We start from the raw sequence: 20,993 nt of genomic DNA, 5'->3' as shown, positions 1-20,993 counted from the left end.
CTGCACTGGTACAACTACCACCGACCCCACACCGGCATCCAAGGCCAAACACCCGCCAGCCGCGGCACCAACCTGTCCGGACAACACACCTAGGGGCCTGTCGCCCCCCCCTACGCCGCCAGCAGCGGGCTCGCGTTGCGGCGCAGCCAGGCGCGGTAGGGCGGAGTGCCCAGCGCCGCTTCGCGGTAGGCCGCGCGGAGGTCCTCGTACACCCCCTCGGACACCTGCGCGTGCACCCCGGGGCGGGTCGCGAGGAGGAGGCGTACGGCGAGCGGGTCGCCCGAGAGCGGCCGGATCGCCATGTCCTCGCGCATGCCGGAGGTGGGCTGGCAGGGGGCGACGGCCTCGCCGGATGCGATCAGCGAGGCGGCCGTGTGGTAGTCGGCGTGCAGCAGGGGCGGGTCGAGGCCGGCGCCCGCGAGGACCCGGCGCAGGCCGTCCCACTCCCCGTCCACCGACGGGTCCACGGTCCACCGGTCGGCGGCGAGGTCGCGCAGCTCCACCACCGACCGGGCCGCCGCCGGATGGTCCCGGGACATGGACACGAACTGCGGCTCGCGCTCCATCAGGACCCGTAACTCCAGCCCGGGAGGCACCCGCAGCGGGCTGCCCTCCACCTCGTGCACGAAGGCCACGTCGAGCCGGCCCGCGGCCGTCATCCGCAGCAGCGCGTTGGCGGACACGTCGACCATCAGGTCGGTCTCGGTGTCGGGCAGCCGCCGGTGCAGCCGTCGCAGCCAGCCGGGCAGGGCGCGGCTGGCCGTCGAGCCGATCCGCAGCCGGGGCCCCTGGGACAGCGCCCGCGCCTCCGCGACGAGGGCCGCCATCTCGGCCAGGAGCGGCCGCGCCCGCCCGAGTATGGTGCGCCCGAAGGGAGTCGGCCGGCATCCGGTGCGCTCGCGCAGGAACAGCTCCCCGTCCAAGGCGCGTTCGATGCGCCGCAGCTGGGTCGTCAGGGAGGGCTGGCTCACGCCGAGCTGCCGGGCGGCCTTGTGCAGGCTGCCGGCGTCGGCGATGGCGCACAGGGCGCGCAGGTGCCTGACCTCAAGCTCCATGCCCCGAGAGTAGGCCGGGGCTAGCCGACCGCACCAGTAACCGGTATCCCCTCGAATCCCGCCATTCTCTTGGGAGTCGGGCTTCCGAAATCCCCCCGATAGGCCGGCGTTATCGGGGGCTGACATCATCCGCCGGCCACTCCCGCTCCCCCAGACTCCGGTACCGAACGACCCCCCACCGCACCGGATGAGCAGGAGTCCCCCACATGCGCCACTCCCGCAAGACCACTCTGTCCGCCGTCGGCCTCGGAATCGCCGCCGTCCTCGGCGCCGTCGTCCCGGGCACGACCGCCACGGCCTCGGCCGGCGCCGGCAGCCCGAGCACGTACGCCGCGTACGAGCAGTCGAAGGAGAACCAGGCCGCCAACCGCGCCTTCTTCGAGGCCGTGCGGCGCTCGGTGGCCGAGCAGCGCGCCGCGGCCCCGGGCCTGGCGGCCGTGACCGTCACCTACAACACCCGCAACGCGCCGAGCTTCCGCACCCAGATAGCCCGCTCCACGCAGATCTGGAACAGCTCGGTTGTCAACGTCAAACTGCAGGAGGTGTCCTCGGGCGGGAACTTCTCGTACTACGAGGGCAACGACTCGCGCGGTTCGTACGCGAGCACGAACGGCCACGGCCAGGGCTACATCTTCCTGGACTACCGGCAGAACCAGCAGTACAACTCCACCCGCGTGACCGCGCACGAGACCGGTCACGTGCTCGGCCTGCCGGACCACTACTCGGGCCCGTGCAGCGAGCTGATGTCCGGTGGCGGCCCCGGCACCTCCTGCCAGAACGCCAACCCGAACTCCGCGGAGCGCTCGCGCGTCAACCAGCTGTGGGCGAACGGCCTCGTCGCCTCCGGCCTGGACGCGAAGGGCTAAGCCCCCTCGGCTTCGTACGCCGTGCACTCCGGGTTCCTGCAGGGACCCGGAGTCCATGCCGGAACGAAGATCCCCAGGGATTTGCGCCGTCCGACCATCGTGTCGACGGGGCTCCCGCAGGCCGGGCACGACTGCTGGTCGTGCCCGGCCCGCGGGGCGACCGTCCCGTGCGCCTGCTGTTCCCGCTGTTCACCGGCCATACCTCCACGGTAGGCCGGTTTCGCCGCTTCGGCGGGTCAGCGCTTGACCGCGTACGAGGTCACGACCTGGCCGCCGCCGAACGTCTCGACCCCGGTCAGCTCCAGGGGGCGCGCCCCGAACCCGGCGCGCGACATCGGCATGCCGGTGCCGACGAGGACCGGGTAGGTCTTGACGACGAACTCGTCGATCTCGTCGATCAGCTGCCCCGCGAGGTCCGCACCGCCGCACAGCCAGATGCCGAGCCCGTCCCCGGCCTTCAGTTCCCGGACCTCCGCCACCAGATCGCCGCCGATCAGCCGCACCGCCGGGTCGGGCGAGGTGGTGAGCGAGCGCGAGACCACGTACTGCTCGCGCATGTGCCCGTACGGGCTCGTCAGGCCCAGCTCGAGGCCGGGCCCGTACGTACCGCGCCCCATGAGCACCGTGTCGAAGTGCTTCGGTCCGGCGTCCTCGATCCCGAGCCGGACGCGCCCCGGGGTGGAGATGGTCTCCGGGTACTCGGCCTTGAGGAAGTCGATGAACTCGCCGTCGAGGTGGCTGTAGATGAAATCGGCGTCGCCGTCCGGGGCTCCGATGAAGCCGTCGACCGAGGTGGCGATGAAGTACGTGAGCTTGCGCAAGCGATTCTCTTCCGTTCGGCAGTGCACCCCCATCGAGGCACGTCGATCAAAGTACTTCAGGTGAAGTGGTATCGCAAGGAGGCCGGGTGCTGCGACCGGGAATCACTGCGGCTTGCGCCACATCGGCCACATGAGCGGCCCGTCCGGCAGCCGCACCGCCTCGCCCGTGAACTGCCAGCCCAGCCGCTCGTACAGCACCTTGCTGCGCTCGCTGCTCGCCTCCAGGTACGCCGGAACGCCCTCCAGGTCGCAGCGCTCCAGCACCGGCCGGATCAGCTCCGTGCCCCGCCCCTCGCCCTGCCGCCCCGGGGCGACCGCGATCATCAGCAGGTACTCGTGCTCCTCCGCCATCGGGTGCACCGCGCCCGTGAGCCGGCCCACCAGCTCGCACCGCTCGTTGTCCGGGTCGGCCACGGCCCGCATCTTCGCCGGGACCTCGTCCTCGACGTGCTCGGCGTCCGGATCGCCCGCCGGGACCCGCAGCCACAGCGCCGCCGCCGAACCGTCCACCGCGTAGTCGATCCGGCCCTCGGCCAGGGCCACGTCGACGAACACGCCCAGGAACTTCCCGTGCACCGCGGCCCGGTGCTCCGGATCCGGGAAAACCCAGCTGCTCACCGGATCATTTTGGAAGGCCTCGTCGAGCAGCCGCGCCACGGCGTCCCGGTCCGGCTGACCGGCCTGACGTATCTCCAGCCCCATGGGTCACACCCTTCGCTTTCATTCACGTCATTCACGTCATTCACGCGTCAACAACCGTGAGTGATCCTAGGGTTGGCCCACCGACGCAGAAAGGCCCGTTCCGGCACCGTGCGGTGCCGGAACAGGCCTCCGGAGGTCCCCCCTCGCCCCTACGCGGTCGTGGTCATGCCGTCGTCACGTCGTCGTCACTTCGTACGCCGCGTCACGAACTCCGCGAGCGCCAGCAGTCCGCCCGCCGCCCCGAGGTCCGGGACGGCCCGCGACAGCTGCTGCACCGCCCGGCCCATCCGGTCGGCCGCGTGGGCCTGCGCCCAGTCCCGCCCCCCGGCCCGCTCCACCGCCGCGGCCGCCCTGCCCACGTCCTCCCCGGTCATGGCGCCCGCGTACAGCGCGGCCAGCTCCTCCCCCGCCTCGGTGCCCGAGGTGAGGGCGGCCACGACCGGGAGGGACTTCTTGCGGGCCAGCAGATCGGCTCCGGCGGGCTTTCCGGTGTGGCCGGGGTCCCCCCAGATGCCGATCAGGTCGTCGATGAGCTGGAACGCCAGCCCGGCCTCCCGGCCGAAGGCGTCCATGGCGTCGACCTCGTCCGGGCCTGCCCCCGCGTACAGCGCGCCGAGCGCGCACGAGGTGCCCAGCAGGGCCCCCGTCTTGGCCGTGGCCATGGTCAGGCACTCGTCGAGGGAGACGCTGCGGCGCTGCTCGAAGGCGCAGTCCGCCTGCTGGCCCGCGCACAGCTCGACGATGCAGGCGGCGAGCCGCGCCGAGGCGGCCGCCGAGGCCGGATGAGGGTCCTCGGCGAGCAGCCGCAGCGCGAGCGCCATCATGGCGTCGCCCGTGATGATCGCGTCCGAGGTGCCGAAGACCGTCCAGGCCGTCGGCCGGCCGCGCCTGCGCACGTCCTTGTCGATGACGTCGTCGTGCAGCAGCGTGAAGTTGTGCGCCAGCTCCACGGCCACGGCCGGCCGCACGGCCTCCCCGGCCTCCCCCGCCTCCGCGTCCCCGCGCACGGCCTGCGCGGCGGCCAGCACCAGGGCGGGCCGGATGGCCTTGCCGGCGCTGCCCGCCGCCGGGGTGCCGTCCTCGTGCTCCCAGCCGAAGTGGTACATCGCCACCCGCCGCATCGAGCCGGGCAGGCTCTCCACGGTCCGGCGCAGTTCCGGGTTGACCGTTTCTCTCGTCCGCTCCAGCAGGACGGCGGCTTCCTGCCCCTCGCTGGTGGTGATCGCCTCAGTGGTCGACATGGCGTGTGCGCTCCGTCCCGTCCTGTCCCGTCCTGCTCCGTGGCCCTCGCTCCCGCGCCGGCCGGGTCAGCTCCAGCGGGCGATCTCGACGTTCTCCAGGACGCCGAGCGCGTCCGGCACCAGTACCGCCGCGGAGAAGTAGGTGGTGACCAGGTACGAGATGATCGCCTGCTCGCTGATCCCCATGAACCGCACCGAGGTGCTCGGTTCGATCTCGTCCGGGATCCCGGGCTGGTGCAGGCCGATCACGCCCGACTCGTCCTCACCGGTGCGCATGCAGAGGATGGAGGTCGTGCGGGCGTCGCTGATCGGGATCTTGTTGGACGGGAACATCGGGACCCCGCGCCAGGACGGCACCCGGTGCCCGCCGATCTCCACCGACTCCGGGTACAGCCCGCGCTTGTTGCACTCGCGCCCGAAGGCGGCGATGGCCTTGGGGTGGGCCAGGAAGAACTTGGAGCCGCGCCGCATGCTGAGCAGCTGGTCCATGTCGTCGGGGCTGGGCGCGCCGTCGTGGGACTGGATGCGCTGGTCGTAGTCGGCGTTGTGCAGGAGGCCGAAGTCGCGGTTGTTGAGCATCTCGTGCTCCTGGCGCTCGCGCAGCGCCTCGACCGTGAGCCGCAGCTGCTGCTCGGTCTGGTTCATCGGCTGGTTGTAGAGGTCGGCGACGCGGGTGTGCACGCGCAGAACCGTTTGCGCGATGGAGAGTTCGTACTCGCGCGGCCGGGCTTCGTAGTCCACGAAGGTGCCCGGCAGCACGGCCTCGCCCTGGTGGCCGGCGGAGAGGTCGATCGCGGCCTCGCCGTACTTGTTGGTGCGCTGCTCCGGCAGGGACCGTACGGAGTCCACGTGGGCGCGCAGCGAGTCGACCCGGTCGGCGAGGATCTGGAAGTCCTGGCGGGAGAGGACGAGCACGGTGCCGGCGGTGGCGGCGCGGGCGGTGTACTCCCAGATGGCCTCCTCGTCGACGAGGGAGTCCTCGCCGAAGAAGGCTCCGTCGGCGACGGTCTGCAGGACGGCGTCGTCACCGTAGGGGCCGGGGCCGATCTGGTCGATGCGACCGTGGGCGAGCAGGAACACCTTGTCGGCGGGGCTGCCGAAGGAGGTGAGCTCCTGGCCCGGCTCGAAGTCGATCTGGTGGCAGCGCGCGGCGAGTTCGGCCAGCGCGTCGGGGTCGTCGTAGTCGCGCAGCACGGGGAGCTCCCCCAGCTCCGCCGGAATCACCTGCACCTGCGTGCCGGTCTTGATGAACTCCACGATGCCGTTGCCGACCGAGTAGCTCAGCCGCCGGTTGACCCGGTACGTGCCGCCCTGGACGGATACCCAGGGGAGCATCTTCAGGAGCCACCGCGAGGTGATTTCCTGCATCTGGGGCGCGGACTTGGTCGTGGTTGCCAAGTTCCGCGCGGCCGATGTGCCCAGACTGCGCTGCGGTGCCTGGGTCTCGGATTCGGAACCTGCCTGGACCGACATGAATTTCCCCTTCGATCACTCCATGAATCTGCGGACGGAGCCTTTCAGTACGGACCGTGGTGGGACCATTACACAAAAGGGTGGGACTACTCCGTTCGTGGCTGGGCACCCTCTTGAGTTCAACTCCCGCCCCACGAGGCACTCGGACCCCACCCGTTTCAGCCATCCCGCACAATGACCCTCTTTTAATTTGCACGCGGGATGCAAGTTTTCTACGCTGGACCCATGCGGCTGACCCGATTCACCGACCTCGCCCTGCGCGTCCTGATGCGCCTGGCCGTCGCGGAGGCGGACCTCCCGACCACGCGCGACGTGGCGGCGACCATGGAGGTCCCGTACACCCACACCGCGAAAGTGGTCGCCAAGCTGCAGCATCTCGGTCTGGTCGAAGCCCGCCGCGGACGCGGCGGCGGCCTCACCCTGACCGCCGCCGGGCGCGCCGCCTCGGTGGGCGGGGTGGTCCGCGAGCTGGAGGGCGCCGGCGACGTCGTCGACTGCGACGGCACCGTCCCGTGCCCGCTGCGCGCCGCCTGCGTGCTGCGCGGGGCGCTGCGCCGGGCCCAGGAGGCCTTCTTCGCCTCCCTGGACCCGCTGACGGTGAACGACCTGGTCGCGGCCCCGACCGGTCCGCTCCTGCTGGGCATTTCGGGCGGCTCGCCGGGGGCCGGAAGACCCTGACGATGCAGGCCGGATGGCCGGTTCGCACCGGCACTGGACCCGCATAGCCTGACCCTGACAGCCACTTCGAACACAAGTCCGCCCCGCAGTGGACACCCGCAGCGCCTCCTTAAATGCGCATCTCATATTCCAGTTCTGCGATCCACCCCGACCCGAGGAGTCACCGATGCTTTCCGAGAAGTCGACCGCGACCGTACGAGCCACCCTGCCCGCCGTCGGCGCGGCCATCGGCGACATCACGGAGCTCTTCTACGGGAAGCTCTTCGCGGCCCACCCCGAACTGATCCGCGACCTCTTCAACCGCGGCAACCAGAACGCCGGCCTCCAGAAGCAGGCCCTCGCCGGCTCCATAGCCGCCTTCGCCACCCACCTGGTCGAGCACCCCGAAGCCCGCCCCGACGTGATGCTGAACCGCATCGCCCACAAGCACGCCTCCCTCGGCGTCACCCGCGAGCAGTACCCCGTCGTCCACAAGCACCTCTTCGAGGCGATCGCGGAGATCCTCGGCGAGGCCGTCACCCCCGAGGTCGCCGAGGCCTGGGACGAGGTCTACTGGCTCATGGCCAACGCCCTCATCGCCATCGAGGAGCGCCTCTACGCCGAGCAGCAGGTCCTCGCCGGAGACGTCTGGCGCGACTGGACGGTCGCCGCCCGCGTCGAGGAGACCGCCGACTGCGCCACCTTCCACCTCACCCCGGCCGACGGTGCGCCCGCACCCGGCTTCAAGCCCGGCCAGTACGTCTCCGTCCAGGTCGAACTCCCCGACGGCGCCCGCCAGATCCGCCAGTACAGCCTCTCCAGCGCCCCCGGCTCCCCGGTCCGCTCGATCACCGTCAAGCGCGTCCACGGCCCGGCCGCCTCCGGCCCCGACGGCGAGGTCTCCCACCACCTCCACGCCCACGTCCGCACCGGCGACGCCCTGCGCGTCTCGACTCCGTACGGCGACCTCGTCCTCCAGGACTCCGACGCGCCCGTGATCCTGGCCTCCGCCGGCATCGGCTGCACCCCGATGCTCTCCATGCTGGAACACCTCGCCGACACCGCCCACACGGCCCCGGTCACCGTCCTGCACGCCGACCGCTCCCCCGCCGACCACGCCCTGCGCGCCGACCACCGCGCCCTGACCCACAAGCTGCCCGACGCCTCCGCGCACTTCTGGTACGAAGCCGACGCCGAACCCGGCGACCGCCAGGGCCGCCTCGACCTCACCGCCGTCCCCGTCGCCCCCGGCACCAAGGCCTACCTCTGCGGGCCCCTCCCCTTCATGCGCGCCGCACGCGAACAGCTCATCGCCAAGGGCGTGGCCCCCGCGCACATCCACTACGAGGTCTTCGGCCCCGACCTGTGGCTCGCCTCCGCGTGAGCCGTGCGCCGGGTGCGCGCCCTTGCGACGGAACGACCGCCTCCACTAAACGTTGAGTAACCATTCGGCTACTCACAGCCAAGGAGGCGGTCATGTCCGCACCCCTGTCCGCGGTCCGGTTCCTGAGCGCCCTGCGGGCCGAGGGCCTGACGGTCGTCGAAGTCGGCGACTGGCGCACCCACAACCGCAACCACAAGGGCCCCTGGGGCCCCGTGCACGGGGTGATGCTCCACCACACCGTCACGCACGGGACCCCGTACACCGTCCGGCTCTGCCGCGACGGCCACCCCGACCTCCCCGGCCCGCTCTGCCACGGCGTGATCACCAAGGACGGGCGCGTCCACCTGGTCGGCCACGGCCGCGCCAACCACGCGGGCGCGGGCGACTCCGACGTCCTGGCGGCGGTGATCGCCGAGAAGCGCCTCCCGCCCGACCAGCACGCGAACACCGACGGCAACCGCCACTTCTACGGCTTCGAGTGCGAGAACCTCGGCGACGGCGAGGACCCCTGGCCGGCCACCCAACTCGACGCCATGGCCCGCGCGTCGGCCGCCCTGTGCCGCGCCCACGGCTGGACCGCCCGCTCGGTCGTCGGCCACCTCGAATGGCGCCCGGGCAAGATCGACCCGAAGGGCTTCACGATGGCCTCGATGCGCGACCGCATCACGGAACGCCTCAAGTAGCCGCCGGTACGGCCGCCCGGGCCGGGCCCGCTCTGACGTGCGACGGAACGGGCGGGTGCGGCACACAATGGGCGGGTGGAACGTTCAGTCGCCCCCGACCCCGACCCCGATCCGGTCCTGCGGCCCCGGCCGGCCTCGCCGTTGCTGGAGGTCCGCGACGAGCGGTTCGCCGCCCACGGGGTGCGGCTGCTGCTCAAGCGGGACGATCTGGTCCATCCGGAGCTGCCCGGCAACAAGTGGCGCAAGCTCGCGCCGAACCTGCGGGCCGCCGTCGCGGGCGGATACCCGGAGCTCGTGACCTTCGGCGGGGCCTACTCCAACCACCTCCGGGCCACCGCCGCGGCCGGCCGGCTGCTGGGGCTGGCGACCGTGGGGATCGTACGGGGGGACGAGCTCGCGGGGCGGCCGCTGAACGATTCGCTGGCCCGGTGCGCGGCGGACGGCATGCGACTGCACTTCGTCACCCGGTCGGCCTACCGGGACAAGGCCGGGCTGCCCGCGCTGGCGGGCGCGCGGGAGGCCTACGTGATCCCCGAGGGCGGCAGCAACGCGCTCGCGCTGCACGGCTGCGCCGAGCTGGGCCGCGAACTGAGCGGTGCCTGCGACGTGGCCGCCGTGGCCTGCGGGACCGGGGGCACCCTGGCCGGGCTGGCGGCGGGACTCGGCGCGGGACAGCGGGCGCTGGGGGTGCCGGTGGTCGGGGGCGGCTTCCTGGAGGCGGAGATACGTTCCCTCCAGACGGCCGCGTTCGGCGGCCCGGCGGGCGACTGGTCGCTGGCCGAGGGCTACGCCCACGGCGGGTACGCCCGCGTCCCCGCCGAGCTGGCGCGGTTCGCGGCGGACTTCGAGTCCCGCCACGGCCTGCCGGTGGAGCGGATCTACGTGGCGAAGCTCCTCTGGGCCCTTCTCGCCCTGACCCGCGCGGGCACCTTCCCCCGGGGCACGACCCTGGCGGCGGTCGTCACGGGCCGCCCGTAGACCCGGGAGCCGGGAGCCGGGAGCCGGGAGCCCGCGCCGCCGGGCATCAGCCCGCTTCCTCCCGGTACGCCGCCGCCTCCTCCAGGTCCAGGCGGCGCAGCAGGGCCCGGAGCATTTCGTCGTCGATGCGGCGGGCGTCGCGCAGGGAGACGAAGACCTCGCGTTCCGCCGCGATCATCTCCCCGGCCAGGCGGCGGTAGACGTCGTCCGCGGACTCCCCCGTCACCGCGTTGACCTCCCCCAGCCGCTCCCACACGGCGTTGCGCCGCCGCTCCAGCACCGTGCGCAGCCGGTCCGCGAGCGGGTTCGGGAGGGCGTTCGAGGGGGAGGCGAGGAGCTCCGTCAGGCGGTCCTCCGCCGCCCGCGAGGCCTCGCTCTGGGCCTGGGCCTCCGCCAGGGTCTCGGCGTGGGTGTCCTTGGGCGGCAGCCGCAGCAGCCGGATCAGCGGCGGCAGGGTCAGGCCCTGGACCACCAGCGTGCCGATCACGGTGGTGAAGGTCAGGAAGAGGATCAGGTTCCGGTGCGGCACGCCGACCGGCACCGAGAAGGCGATGGCCAGCGAGACCACGCCCCGCATGCCGGCCCACCCCACGATGACCGGAGCCTTCCACGTCGTCTCCGGCTCGCGCGCCCGGACCCGCTGCGAGAGCCTCGGCAGGAACGTCGCCGGGAAGACCCACGCGAAGCGGGCCGCCACCACGACGAGGAACACGACCACCGCGTAGCCGGCCGCGGCCGCGCCCTCGTACTCCCCCAGCCCCTTCAGCACCACCGGCAGCTGGAGCCCGATCAGCGCGAAGACCACCGATTCGAGGATGAAGGCGACCATCTTCCAGACCGCCTCCTCCTGGAGCCGGGTCGCGAAGTCGACCTGCCAGTTGCGGTGCCCCAGGTACAGCGCGACCACCACGACCGCCAGCACCCCGGACGCGTGGACCCGTTCGGCCGCCGCGTAGGCCACGAAGGGGATCAGCAGCGACAGGGTGTTCTGCAGGAGCGGTTCGCGCATCTTCTTGCGCAGGACGTGGATCGGGACCATCAGCAGCAGGCCGACCGCGACCCCGCCCACCGAGGCCAGCAGGAACTCCTGGATCCCGTCCATCCAGCCGGCGCTCGCCCCGACCGCCGCCGCCAGCGCGACCTTGAACGCGGTGATCGCGGTGGCGTCGTTGACCAGGGACTCACCCTGGAGGATGGTCGTGATCCGGTTCGGCAGCCCGAGCTTGCGGGCGATGGCCGTCGCCGCGACCGCGTCGGGCGGGGCGATGACCGCCCCAAGCACCAGCGCCACCGGCAGCGAGAGCCCCGGCACCAGCAGGTACGCCGCGTACCCGACGGCGACGGTCGCGAAGAGCACGTACCCCACCGAGAGCAGTGCCACGGGCCGCAGGTTCGCCCGCAGGTCCAGGTACGAGCTGTCCACCGCGGCCGTGTAGAGCAGCGGCGGGAGCAGCAGGGGCAGCACGATGTGCGGGTCCAGGCCGTACTCGGGCACCCCCGGAACGTAGGCCGCCGCCAGTCCGGCGGCGACCAGCATCAGGGGTGCGGGCACCGGGGTGCGGCGGGCCAGGCCCGCGACGACCGCACAGCCGGCGACCAGCGCCACCAGCGGCAATACCTCCATCGAAGATCACCCTCGCTTGAGTCATGTCATCCCGGGCGCCCGCACCTCAGTACGCTGGCCATCATGAGCGAGTGCACCCACGTTCCCGAACTGCCGCGCCCCGAGCCGGTCCCGCTTGCCCAGACATGCCCCGAATGTCTTGAGCTCGGCAGCCATCCCGTACAGCTCCGCCTGTGCCTGGGATGCGGGCACGTCGGCTGCTGCGATTCCTCGCCCCACCGGCACGCCACGGCGCACCACCGGGAGACCGGACATCCGGTGATGCGCAGCTTCGAACCGGGCGAGACCTGGCGATGGTGCTTTGTCGACGGTTCGATCGTCTGAAGTGGGGTAGGTCAACCCTCCGCCGGTTCCCCTGATTTGGACCCGCAGACCCCTAGCCACTGTGCGTCCCCATGGGCTTACCATCAGTCACTGGTCGCAGGCACGGCCCTCAGGCCAGCTATGTGCAGCTTTGTTCAAAGGGGTTCTGCACCCTCCGACAGGGGTGCCGCGACACGATCGCCCGGATCGCGATAGCGTCACCGGCGAACAGAGCTCGTACCACCTTGGAGGTGAGGGTGTCCCAGATCGCAGGCGAGCCCGGGACCCAGGACTTCGTGGAAGTCCGGCTGCCCGCTGCGGGTGCCTACCTGTCTGTGCTGCGGACGGCCACGGCCGGCCTCGCGGCACGTTTGGACTTCACCCTCGACGAGATCGAGGACCTCCGCATCGCGGTGGACGAGGCCTGCGCGATCCTGCTCCAGCAGGCCGTGCCCGGCTCCGTCCTCAGCTGCGTCTTCCGGCTGGTCGACGATTCGCTGGAGGTGACCGTCTCCGCCCCGACCACCGACGGCCGGGCACCGGAGCGCGACACGTTCGCGTGGACGGTCCTCTCGGCGCTCGCCGGGAAGGTCGAGGCCACGGTCGAGGAGAACAAGACGGTGAGCATCAGCCTCTACAAACAGCGCGGCGCGGGACCAGGCCCGGCGTGAGCGGCGGGGAGGTCCCGGTGCGGGGCGGGGATCGGCCCCGGGTAGGACACGAGGTCGACGGCGGCATTCCGGAGCAGCAGCACGCCCGGCCGCACCCGGCTGACACGGATGCGGAAAACGGCTTTTTGGACTCGGCGGAGCGACGGGCGGGCCCTGTGAGCGAGAACCAGCACGACCAAACACTGCCGGTCCAGCCACCGGGGGCCGCTGCCACGGCCCCGCCGGCGGCCCCGGCCGCGGACGCACCACCCGGGGCGGACACCACCGAGGCCCTTCGGGCTCCGGTGTTCACGGCCCCGGCGCCCCTGCCGGATCCGCGTGACCGCAGCGGCGCGCGGGCCCTGTTCATCGAGCTCCGGGAGCTGCCCGACGGCTCGCCGGAGAAGGCGGAGCTGCGCAACCGGCTCGTACGGATGCACCTGCCGCTGGTCGAGCACCTGGCCCGGCGCTTCCGCAACCGCGGCGAGCCGCTGGACGACCTGACCCAGGTCGCCACCATCGGCCTGATCAAGTCGGTGGACCGCTTCGACCCGGACCGCGGGGTCGAGTTCTCCACGTACGCCACGCCCACGGTGGTCGGCGAGATCAAGCGCCACTTCCGCGACAAGGGCTGGGCCGTACGGGTCCCCAGGCGCCTGCAGGAGCTGCGGCTCTCGCTGACCACGGCGACTGCGGAATTGTCCCAGCAGCACGGCCGCTCCCCCACGGTGCACGAACTGGCCGAACGGCTGGGGATCTCCGAGGAGGAGGTGCTGGAGGGGCTGGAATCGGCCAACGCCTACAGCACGCTCTCGCTGGACGTCCCTGACACCGACGACGAGTCGCCGGCGGTCGCGGACACCCTGGGCTCGGAGGACGAGGCCCTGGAGGGCGTCGAGTACCGCGAGTCGCTCAAGCCGCTGCTCGAAGGACTGCCGCCGAGGGAGAAGCGGATCCTGCTGCTGCGGTTCTTCGGCAACATGACCCAGTCGCAGATCGCCCAGGAGGTCGGCATCTCCCAGATGCACGTCTCCCGGCTGCTGGCCCGCACCCTGGCCCAGCTCCGCGAAAAGCTCCTGGTCGAGGAGTAGGAACGCCGGTCGTACGGGTTATCGGGCCTGCTCCGCGGGCCCGATGCCCAGCGCTTCGGTGGCCTTCGGGTTCACCAGGAGACCCGTGACGGCCACCGCGGCCAGGGCCAGCACCACGGCGGCGGCCTTCATCGCCCCTTCCGCGGTCCACAGCATCCAGGCGACCGGCAGCGACATCAGCTGGGTGATCAGCGCCGGGCCGCGGCTCCAGCGACGGCCCAGGAGCAGCCCGCGCGCCGCGACCAGCGGCAGCGCGGCCAGGACGAGCAGGGTGATCCCGCCGGTCAAGGCCTGCACGGGGTCGGCGCCCCCGGCGGTGCCCATGTACAGATCGGCGACGCCGGGTCCGGCCAGGGCCAGCCCCTCCAGCGCGGTGAGCGCGGCGGCCGCGGTCAGCCTGCGGGGTCGCGGGGCGGGGACGGCGGACTCGGTGGGGGTGGGCTTCGTACTCACCCCAGCAGGGTAGCCGCGCCCCTCCCGCACCCGGAGGGGACGGCCAGTATGGGCGGCGCCGGAAGGGGTCGGTAGGCTGACGCCCATGCGTGCACTCCTCGTGGCCAACCCAGCAGCGACGACGACCAGTGCGCGCACGCGCGACGTCCTGACCCACGCGCTCGCCAGCGAGATGAAGCTGGAGGCGGTCACCACCGAGTACCGCGGCCACGCCCGGGACCTGGGCCGCAGGGCGGCCGAGACAGGCGTGGACCTGGTGGTGGCCCTGGGCGGTGACGGCACCGTCAACGAAGTGGTCAACGGACTGCTGCACGAGGGACCCGATCCGGACCGGCTGCCCGGGCTCGCGGTGGTCCCCGGCGGCTCCACCAATGTCTTCGCCCGCGCGCTCGGCCTGCCCAACGACGCGGTCGAGGCGACCGGCGCCCTGCTGGACGCGCTGCGGGAGCGGCGCGAGCGGACGGTCGGCCTGGGGCTCGCGGCCGGCACCCCTGGTACGGAGGACGAGTCGGTCCCGGCGCGTTGGTTCACCTTCTGCGCGGGCTTCGGCTTCGACGCGGGTGTGGTGGGCCGCGTCGAACAGCAGCGGGAACGGGGCAAGCGTTCGACCCATGCCCTGTACGTGCGACAGCTGATGCGCCAGTTCTGGGAGGAGCCCAACCGCCGGCACGGCACGGTGACGCTGGAGCGGCCCGGCGCGGATCCGGTGACGGACCTCGTGCTGTCGATAGTGTGCAACACGTCACCCTGGACATACCTGGGCAACCGGCCGCTTTACGCCTCACCGGAGGCGTCCTTCGACACCGCGCTTGACGTGCTGGCACTGGACCGTTTGTCAACTCCGGCGGTCGCCCGCTACGCGACACAGCTCCTGACCTCGACTCCTGAGCGCGGTCCGCACGGCAAGCACGCGGTGTCTCTGCACGATCTGACCGACTTCACCTTGCATTCGAAGGCGCCGCTTCCGTTCCAGATGGACGGCGACCACCTCGGGCTGCGCACCAGCGTTCGGTTCACAGGCGTACGCCGTGCACTGCGTGTGATTGTGTGAGCGGAAGGGCCGAAAGGCCTTTCACTCGAACGTTTACACGCCGGTCCACCCCTAGGAAGTAGGGCTGTGACCTAGTAGACACCGACGAATCAAAAAAAACTTTCCGGAAGGGGTTGTATCCCCGTCCGAGGTTTGCGAATCTCTACATGGCGATCGGGACAGCCCGCAGAACCCGGCACCCACACAGACCGCCAGAACCCCTCCACGAATCTCCGGCAGCCCAGGGCGAGTTTTTCCCCAAACTGGGCGGTCTCCCTTCCCTCACGAAGGGATTCGTGAAAGCGTTCACATTCACAAGCAACCTGCCCGCAATACAAGGAGATGGAGCAGCCATGGACTGGCGTCACAACGCCGTTTGCCGCGAGGAAGACCCGGAACTCTTCTTCCCCATCGGCAACACCGGTCCTGCGCTGCTGCAGATCGAGGAAGCCAAGGCCGTCTGCCGCCGTTGCCCCGTCATGGAGCAGTGCCTGCAGTGGGCGCTCGAGTCCGGTCAGGACTCCGGTGTCTGGGGCGGTCTCAGCGAGGACGAGCGCCGCGCAATGAAGCGCCGCGCCGCTCGCAATCGGGCGCGCAACGCAACCGCCTGACATCGACTTTCGAGCCTCGAGCCGCAGCGCGTAGTACCCATATAAGCGCTCAGCAACGTGCTCTCGAACCCCGTACCGAAAACCATTCGGTACGGGGTTCAGTGCTGTCCGGCCCCTGTACGCAACCCAGGGCGTCACCCTGAGTGACCGGCGCGTGCGCTACTTCTGCGGGCTGGCCGGTATGTCGAGGACGACCTTGGTGCCGCGCGGCTCGGACGCCACCATGTCGAAGCTGCCGCCGAGTTCGCCCTCCACCAGGGTCCGTACGATCTGCAGCCCGAGGTTGCCGGCCCGCTGCGGGTCGAACCCCTCGGGCAGACCGCAGCCGTCGTCGACCACCGAGATCAGCAGCCGGGCATCGTCGCGGCCGCTGCCGGAGCGGGCCGCGGACACCTCCACGGTGCCGCCCTCGCCCTGGGTGAAGGCGTGCTCCAGGGCGTTCTGGAGGATCTCCGTCAGCACCATGGACAGCGGGGTGGCGACCTCCGCGTCCAGGATCCCGAAGCGGCCGGTGCGCCGGCAGTCGACCTTGCCCGGGGAGATCTCGGAGACCATCGCGATCACGCGGTCGGCGATCTCGTCGAACTCGACCCGCTCGTCAAGGTTCTGAGAAAGCGTCTCGTGCACGATCGCGATCGAACCGACCCGGCGGACGGCTTCGTTCAGCGCCTCGCGCCCTTGCGGCGAATCCATGCGACGGGCCTGCAGGCGCAAGAGCGCGGCCACGGTCTGGAGGTTGTTCTTGACCCGGTGGTGGATCTCCCGGATGGTCGCGTCCTTGGTGATCAATTCACGTTCGCGACGGCGCAGTTCCGTGACGTCGCGGCACAGGACGAGCGAGCCGATCCGGGTGCCCTTGGGCTTGAGCGGGATGGCCCGCAGCTGGATGACCCCGCCGCTGCCTTCGGCCTCGGTCTCGCGGGGGGCCCAGCCGCTGGCGAGTTTGACCAGGGCCTCGTCCACCGGGCCCCGGGAGGGGGCGAGTTCGGAGGTGATGGTGCCCAGGTGCTGGCCGACCAGGTCGGAGGCGAGCCCGAGCCGGTGGTAGGCGGAGAGCGCGTTCGGGGACGCGTACGTCACCACGCCCTCGGCGTCGAGCCGGATCAGGCCGTCGCCGACGCGCGGGGAGGCGTCCATGTCGACCTGCTGGCCGGGGAAAGGGAAGGAGCCCGCCGCGATCATCTGGGCCAGGTCGGAGGCGGACTGGAGGTAGGTGAGCTCCAGCCGGCTCGGTGTACGCACAGTGAGCAGGTTGGTATTGCGTGCGATCACTCCGAGGACCCGGCCCTCGCGGCGCACGGGGATCGACTCGACGCGGACCGGCACCTCCTCGCGCCACTCCGGGTCGCCCTCGCGCACGATGCGGCCCTCGTCGAGCGCGGCGTCGAGCAGCGGGCGGCGGCCGCGCGGGACCAGGTGGCCGACCATGTCGTCCTGGTACGAGGTGGGGCCGGTGTTCGGGCGCATCTGCGCGACCGAGACGTACCGGCTGCCGTCGAGGGTGGGAACCCACAGCACGAGGTCGGCGAAGGAGAGGTCGGAGAGCAGCTGCCACTCCGAGACCAGCAGGTGGAGCCACTCCAGGTCGGTTTCACTGAGAGCGGTGTGCTGGCGTACGAGGTCGTTCATGGAGGGCACGTGGCGAGCGTACCCCGGGTACGGGCCATGACTTTCCTCAGCGCGATTCTCCGGAGTATCCAGGAGACCCCGGTTCCGCGTAGGGTTGGAGGAAGTGACGGGAACCAGGGTTCCGTCATTGGATGGACAGAACAGATTGGTCTAGTCCACAATTGCATCAAAGCTTCCGCCCTCCCCGCACAGGAGGACGGATCGAGGTAAGCCGCGCGCTCTGCCCTGACCGCGCGTCACCTCCCACCGGCCGCCGGGCACCGCACACCCGTCGGCCGTAAGTACTCCGGGCTACGGTGCCGGGCGGGCTGAGGGTCCCGTTCGGCACCGTGGCCCAGAGGAACGTGCACCGCCCGGAGGGCGGCCCCTACTGCGGCCAGGCCCCCATGGCGAGCTCCGCCACCGCCTCCAGCTCCTGTCGCCCCGCGCCGTCGCGCGACTGCTGGGACATCCCCTGCAGCACCGCTCCGACGTAGCGCGCCAGCGCCCGGGTGTCCGTGCCGCCCGGCAGTTCTCCCGCGGCCACACCGGCCCGGATCCGGCTCTCGAACGCCACCAGGTTCGCCTCGCGCCGTGCGCGCAGCGCCTGCGCCACCTCCTCCGAGGTGGTGTTGACCGCCGCGCTGATCACCATGCAGCCCGGCGGGTGGGCGGCGTCGGTGTAGACCTCCGCCGCCTCGCGCAGGATCCGGCCCAGCGCCCCGCGGGCGGTGGGCTCCTCGGCGAGGGCCACGGCCCCGAAGTCCCCGTAGCGGCCGCCGTAGGCCACCACGGCCTCGTCGAAGAGCTTGCGCTTGTCGCCGAACGCCGCGTAGAGGCTCGGGGCGCTGATTCCGAGCGAGGCCGTCAGGTCGGAGATCGACGTCGCCTCGTAGCCGCGCTCCCAGAAGGCGAACATCGCCTTGTCGAGCGCCGCCTCACGGTCGAAGGAGCGGGGCCTGCCGCGCTGTCCGGTCACCATGGAACGCATTCTATAGCGGGCGCTACGAAATCGAATGGGTCCCCGCCGTGACGCGGTGGCGGCCGGAGAGCCCGTGGGAGCCGCCGGGGCGGCCGGGGGCCGCGACTCCGCGGCAGGGGGCGGAGGTCCGGCCCCGAGGGCGGCGCGGGGCCCTCCGGGCGGCTTCAGGGGGGTCGCGGACGCCGCTGCCCGCCCGGCCTCCCCGCACTCGCACCGGGTCGCGGGCCCGGGAGGCCGGAGCGGCGGATCCGGCCCACCATGGAATGTGCGAAGACCCGGCAACGGGGCCCCGCCTCTGCTAGATTGGTCTATACCACAACGTCACACACTCCAGATCGGCAGGCCCCGCGTGGAAGTTGTCATCGTCCCGGACGCCAAGGCAGGCGGCGAGCTCATCGCGGAGGCCATGGCCGCCCTGGTCCGCCGCAAGCCCGACGCCCTGCTCGGCGTGGCGACCGGCTCTACCCCGCTGCCCATCTACGAGGCGCTCGCCGCCAAGGTCAAGGCCGGACTGGTCGACGCCTCCCAGGCCCGCGTCTGCCAGCTCGACGAGTACGTCGGCCTGCCGGCCGGGCACCCGGAGTCCTACCGCGCCGTCGTCCTGCGCGAGGTCGTGGAGCCGCTGGGCCTGTCCGAGGCCTCCTTCATGGGCCCCGACGGCTCGGCCGCGGACATCGTCGGCGCCTGTGACGCCTACGACCGCGCCCTCGCGGAGGCCGGCGGCGTCGACCTCCAGCTGCTCGGCATCGGTACGGACGGGCACATCGGCTTCAACGAGCCCTGCTCCTCCCTCGCCTCCCGCACCCGCATCAAGACGCTGACGGAGCAGACCCGCGTGGACAACGCGCGCTTCTTCGACAACGACATAGAGCAGGTGCCTCACCACGTCATCACCCAGGGCATCGGCACCATCCTCGACGCCCGCCACCTGGTCCTGCTGGCCACCGGCGAGGGCAAGGCCGAGGCGGTCGCGCAGACCGTCGAGGGCCCGCTGTCCGCCCTCGTCCCGGCCTCCGCGCTCCAGCTGCACCGCCACGCCACGGTGATCGTGGACGAGGCCGCCGCGTCCAAGCTGAAGCTTGCGGACTACTTCCGCCACACCTACGCCAACAAGCCCGCTTGGCAGGGTCTGTAAGCCCGTAGGAACGTAGACCCGTCAGGTACGGCGAAGGCCGGGTCCTCCCCAGGGGGAGGACCCGGCCTTCGCCGTGTCCGCGCACCCGGCGGGCCGGACGCGGCGGAGCCGGGCACCCCCGTGACGGGTGCCCGGCTCCGGTCCCTGCCTTCGGCTACACGCCCGCGATGACCTCCGCGGCGGCCCGCCCGCAGACCCGGGCTGCGCCGTGCGTCGCGATGTGCAGCGCGCCGCGCGGCTCGGCCCGCGGCACGCCCATCTCGACCACGATCGTCTTCGGCCGCGCCGCGACGAGCGCGTCCAGGGCCTCGGTCATCCAGGGGTGCCGGTGCGCGTCGCGGACCACCGCGACGACGGTGCGGTTCCCCGCGGCGGCCAGGATGCCGTCGGCCGTCGACCCCTCCGGGTACACGCCCGACTCGGTGCCCGGGATCAGCGCGGACACTTCCCCGGCCACCCCCCACGGGGTCTCGTCGCCGACCGCGAAGTTCGCCACCGGGGTGAGCGTGGCGATGTACGGGGCGTTCACCGGGGAGGCCGCCTTCGGCGAGCCCGTCACGACCACCGCGCGGCGGGCCGCCGCCAGTCCGATGCCGGGCGCGCTGCTCCCCTCCGGCCGCGCGCCCTGACGGACCTGACGGGTCCACTCGGCCAGCGAGCGGACCCGGGCGGCGGCCTCGGCGAGCCGCTCCTCCGGGAGCGATCCCTCGCGGACGGCCGCGACCAGCGCGTCGCGCAGGCGCAGCACGGTGCCCTCGTCGGCGAGCCCGCCGCCGACGCAGATGGCGTCGGCGCCGGCCGCGATGGCCAGCACCGAGCCGCGCTCGATGCCGTACGTCCCGGCGATGGCCTTCATCTCCATGCCGTCGGTGACGATGAGGCCCTCGTAGCCGAGCTCCTTGCGCAGCAGACCGGTCAGGATCTGCGGGCTGAGGGTGGCCGGGCGGGTCGGGTCCAGGGCGGGCACCAGGATGTGGGCGCTCATGACGGCCTTGGTGCCGGCCTCGATGGCGGCCCGGAACGGAACGAGTTCCCGCGCGGTCAGGGTCTCGAGGTCCACGTCGATGCGCGGCAGCGCGTGGTGCGAGTCGACGTTGGTGTCGCCGTGGCCCGGGAAGTGCTTGGTGCAGGCGGCGACGCCGGCGGCCTGGAGGCCCTCGACGTACGCGGCGGTGTGCCGCGCGGCGAGGTGGGTGTCGGCGCCGAAGGACCGTACGCCGATGACCGGGTTGTCCGGGTTGGAGTTCACGTCGGCGGACGGGGCCCAGTTGAGGTTGACCCCGCACTCGGCGAGCCGGCGGCCCAGTTCGCGGGCGACGTCGCGGGTCAGGTCCACGTCGTCCACGGCGCCGAGCGCCAGGTTGCCGGGGAAGGACGAGCCGCCCCGGACCTCCAGGCGGGTGACGTCGCCGCCCTCCTCGTCGATGGCGACGAGGACGTCGTCCCGCTCGGTACGCAGCTGCGCGGTCAGCGCGGCGAGCTGGTCGGGCGAGGTGATGTTGCGGCCGAAGAGGCCGACGGCGGTGAGTCCTTCGGCGACCTGGCGCAGCAGCCAGGCGGGGGCGGTGGTGCCCTCGAAGCCGGGCTGGAGGACCGCGAGCGCGTCCCGGGTCAGGGTGTCTGTGCGGTGCGCAAGGACAGTCATG

Annotated in this window: 21 protein-coding genes; 11 read left to right on the top strand and 10 right to left on the bottom strand. The window is 71.8% G+C overall.

What is annotated here, in order from left to right; genetic code table 11:
- Positions 1-110 precede the first annotated feature (110 nt).
- A complete protein-coding gene (locus tag ACFYM0_RS19890; protein ID WP_388503009.1) occupies positions 111-1,055 on the bottom strand; it encodes a LysR family transcriptional regulator in 945 nt (314 codons plus the stop codon).
- Positions 1,056-1,261: 206 nt separating this feature from the next.
- Between ACFYM0_RS19890 and snpA the strand changes: the two genes are divergently transcribed.
- Complete coding sequence (snpA, locus tag ACFYM0_RS19885) at positions 1,262-1,921, top strand: snapalysin (RefSeq protein WP_388503006.1); 660 nt, start codon at positions 1,262-1,264, stop codon at positions 1,919-1,921.
- A 236-nt stretch (positions 1,922-2,157) separates the two neighbouring features.
- Here snpA and ACFYM0_RS19880 read toward each other — a convergent pair whose 3' ends face one another.
- The 4 genes from ACFYM0_RS19880 to ACFYM0_RS19865 all read right to left on the bottom strand — a co-directional run bounded on the left by ACFYM0_RS19880 (position 2,158) and on the right by ACFYM0_RS19865 (position 6,158).
- Positions 2,158-2,742 (bottom strand): dihydrofolate reductase family protein, encoded by a 585-nt coding sequence (locus ACFYM0_RS19880; RefSeq protein WP_388503003.1) that lies wholly within the window; start codon positions 2,740-2,742, stop codon positions 2,158-2,160.
- A gap of 102 nt (positions 2,743-2,844) precedes the next feature.
- Complete coding sequence (locus ACFYM0_RS19875) at positions 2,845-3,444, bottom strand: GNAT family N-acetyltransferase (protein ID WP_388503001.1); 600 nt, start codon at positions 3,442-3,444, stop codon at positions 2,845-2,847.
- Positions 3,445-3,629: 185 nt separating this feature from the next.
- On the bottom strand, positions 3,630-4,685 hold the full coding sequence (locus tag ACFYM0_RS19870) for a family 2 encapsulin nanocompartment cargo protein polyprenyl transferase (protein WP_388502998.1): 1,056 nt from the start codon (positions 4,683-4,685) through the stop codon (positions 3,630-3,632).
- 66 nt (positions 4,686-4,751) lie between these two features.
- On the bottom strand, positions 4,752-6,158 hold the full coding sequence (locus tag ACFYM0_RS19865; protein WP_388502996.1) for a family 2B encapsulin nanocompartment shell protein: 1,407 nt from the start codon (positions 6,156-6,158) through the stop codon (positions 4,752-4,754).
- Positions 6,159-6,383: 225 nt separating this feature from the next.
- On the opposite strand from ACFYM0_RS19865, the gene ACFYM0_RS19860 reads away from it, so the two are divergent.
- The 4 genes from ACFYM0_RS19860 (at position 6,384) to ACFYM0_RS19845 (ending at position 9,860) form a co-directional block, all read left to right on the top strand.
- The gene (locus tag ACFYM0_RS19860) at positions 6,384-6,836 is read left to right on the top strand and encodes an RrF2 family transcriptional regulator (RefSeq protein WP_388502993.1); all 453 of its coding nucleotides are present in this window, start codon (positions 6,384-6,386) and stop codon (positions 6,834-6,836) included.
- A 166-nt stretch (positions 6,837-7,002) separates the two neighbouring features.
- Entirely contained in the window at positions 7,003-8,199 is a 1,197-nt protein-coding gene (locus ACFYM0_RS19855; protein ID WP_388502991.1) for a globin domain-containing protein, read from the top strand.
- Positions 8,200-8,291: 92 nt separating this feature from the next.
- Complete coding sequence (locus ACFYM0_RS19850) at positions 8,292-8,882, top strand: N-acetylmuramoyl-L-alanine amidase (RefSeq protein WP_388502988.1); 591 nt, start codon at positions 8,292-8,294, stop codon at positions 8,880-8,882.
- Between the two features lie 75 nt (positions 8,883-8,957).
- A complete protein-coding gene (locus tag ACFYM0_RS19845) occupies positions 8,958-9,860 on the top strand; it encodes a 1-aminocyclopropane-1-carboxylate deaminase/D-cysteine desulfhydrase (protein ID WP_388502986.1) in 903 nt (300 codons plus the stop codon).
- 46 nt (positions 9,861-9,906) lie between these two features.
- On the opposite strand, the gene ACFYM0_RS19840 is transcribed toward ACFYM0_RS19845, so the two are convergent.
- Complete coding sequence (locus tag ACFYM0_RS19840) at positions 9,907-11,484, bottom strand: Na+/H+ antiporter (RefSeq protein ID WP_388502983.1); 1,578 nt, start codon at positions 11,482-11,484, stop codon at positions 9,907-9,909.
- Positions 11,485-11,547: 63 nt separating this feature from the next.
- On the opposite strand from ACFYM0_RS19840, the gene ACFYM0_RS19835 reads away from it, so the two are divergent.
- From ACFYM0_RS19835 to ACFYM0_RS19825, 3 genes are all read left to right on the top strand, one after another.
- A complete protein-coding gene (locus ACFYM0_RS19835; protein WP_388502980.1) occupies positions 11,548-11,808 on the top strand; it encodes a UBP-type zinc finger domain-containing protein in 261 nt (86 codons plus the stop codon).
- Between the two features lie 236 nt (positions 11,809-12,044).
- Positions 12,045-12,458, top strand: coding sequence for an anti-sigma regulatory factor (locus tag ACFYM0_RS19830; protein WP_214949331.1), 414 nt, complete (start codon positions 12,045-12,047; stop codon positions 12,456-12,458).
- Positions 12,455-13,528, top strand: coding sequence for an RNA polymerase sigma factor SigF (locus ACFYM0_RS19825; protein WP_388502978.1), 1,074 nt, complete (start codon positions 12,455-12,457; stop codon positions 13,526-13,528). Before ACFYM0_RS19830 ends, ACFYM0_RS19825 begins: the two co-directional genes overlap by 4 nt.
- A gap of 18 nt (positions 13,529-13,546) precedes the next feature.
- Here ACFYM0_RS19825 and ACFYM0_RS19820 read toward each other — a convergent pair whose 3' ends face one another.
- Positions 13,547-13,981, bottom strand: coding sequence for a hypothetical protein (locus ACFYM0_RS19820; RefSeq protein ID WP_388502976.1), 435 nt, complete (start codon positions 13,979-13,981; stop codon positions 13,547-13,549).
- An 85-nt stretch (positions 13,982-14,066) separates the two neighbouring features.
- Here ACFYM0_RS19820 and ACFYM0_RS19815 point away from each other — a divergent pair, with 85 nt between their 5' ends.
- A complete protein-coding gene (locus ACFYM0_RS19815; protein WP_327254890.1) occupies positions 14,067-15,032 on the top strand; it encodes a diacylglycerol kinase family protein in 966 nt (321 codons plus the stop codon).
- Positions 15,033-15,364: 332 nt separating this feature from the next.
- Positions 15,365-15,622 (top strand): WhiB family transcriptional regulator, encoded by a 258-nt coding sequence (locus ACFYM0_RS19810; protein ID WP_004937597.1) that lies wholly within the window; start codon positions 15,365-15,367, stop codon positions 15,620-15,622.
- A gap of 159 nt (positions 15,623-15,781) precedes the next feature.
- Here the strand turns inward: ACFYM0_RS19810 and ACFYM0_RS19805 are convergent, their stop codons facing one another.
- Both ACFYM0_RS19805 and ACFYM0_RS19800 read right to left on the bottom strand, forming a co-directional pair.
- Entirely contained in the window at positions 15,782-17,251 is a 1,470-nt protein-coding gene (locus tag ACFYM0_RS19805) for a sensor histidine kinase (protein WP_388503055.1), read from the bottom strand.
- Between the two features lie 367 nt (positions 17,252-17,618).
- The gene (locus tag ACFYM0_RS19800) at positions 17,619-18,212 is read right to left on the bottom strand and encodes a TetR/AcrR family transcriptional regulator (protein WP_388502973.1); all 594 of its coding nucleotides are present in this window, start codon (positions 18,210-18,212) and stop codon (positions 17,619-17,621) included.
- 349 nt (positions 18,213-18,561) lie between these two features.
- Between ACFYM0_RS19800 and nagB the strand changes: the two genes are divergently transcribed.
- The gene (gene nagB / locus ACFYM0_RS19795; protein ID WP_388502970.1) at positions 18,562-19,347 is read left to right on the top strand and encodes a glucosamine-6-phosphate deaminase; all 786 of its coding nucleotides are present in this window, start codon (positions 18,562-18,564) and stop codon (positions 19,345-19,347) included.
- A 154-nt stretch (positions 19,348-19,501) separates the two neighbouring features.
- Here the strand turns inward: nagB and ACFYM0_RS19790 are convergent, their stop codons facing one another.
- Positions 19,502-20,992, bottom strand: a complete 1,491-nt coding sequence (locus ACFYM0_RS19790) for a glycoside hydrolase family 3 protein (RefSeq protein ID WP_388502968.1) — start codon at positions 20,990-20,992, stop codon at positions 19,502-19,504.
- Position 20,993: the final 1 nt, after the last annotated feature.

The organism is Streptomyces sp. NPDC006487 (assembly GCF_042870555.1).
Classification (GTDB): domain Bacteria; phylum Actinomycetota; class Actinomycetes; order Streptomycetales; family Streptomycetaceae; genus Streptomyces.
Note: the sequence above shows the minus strand (reverse complement) of the source record. Positions and strands in the feature narration are given on the sequence as shown.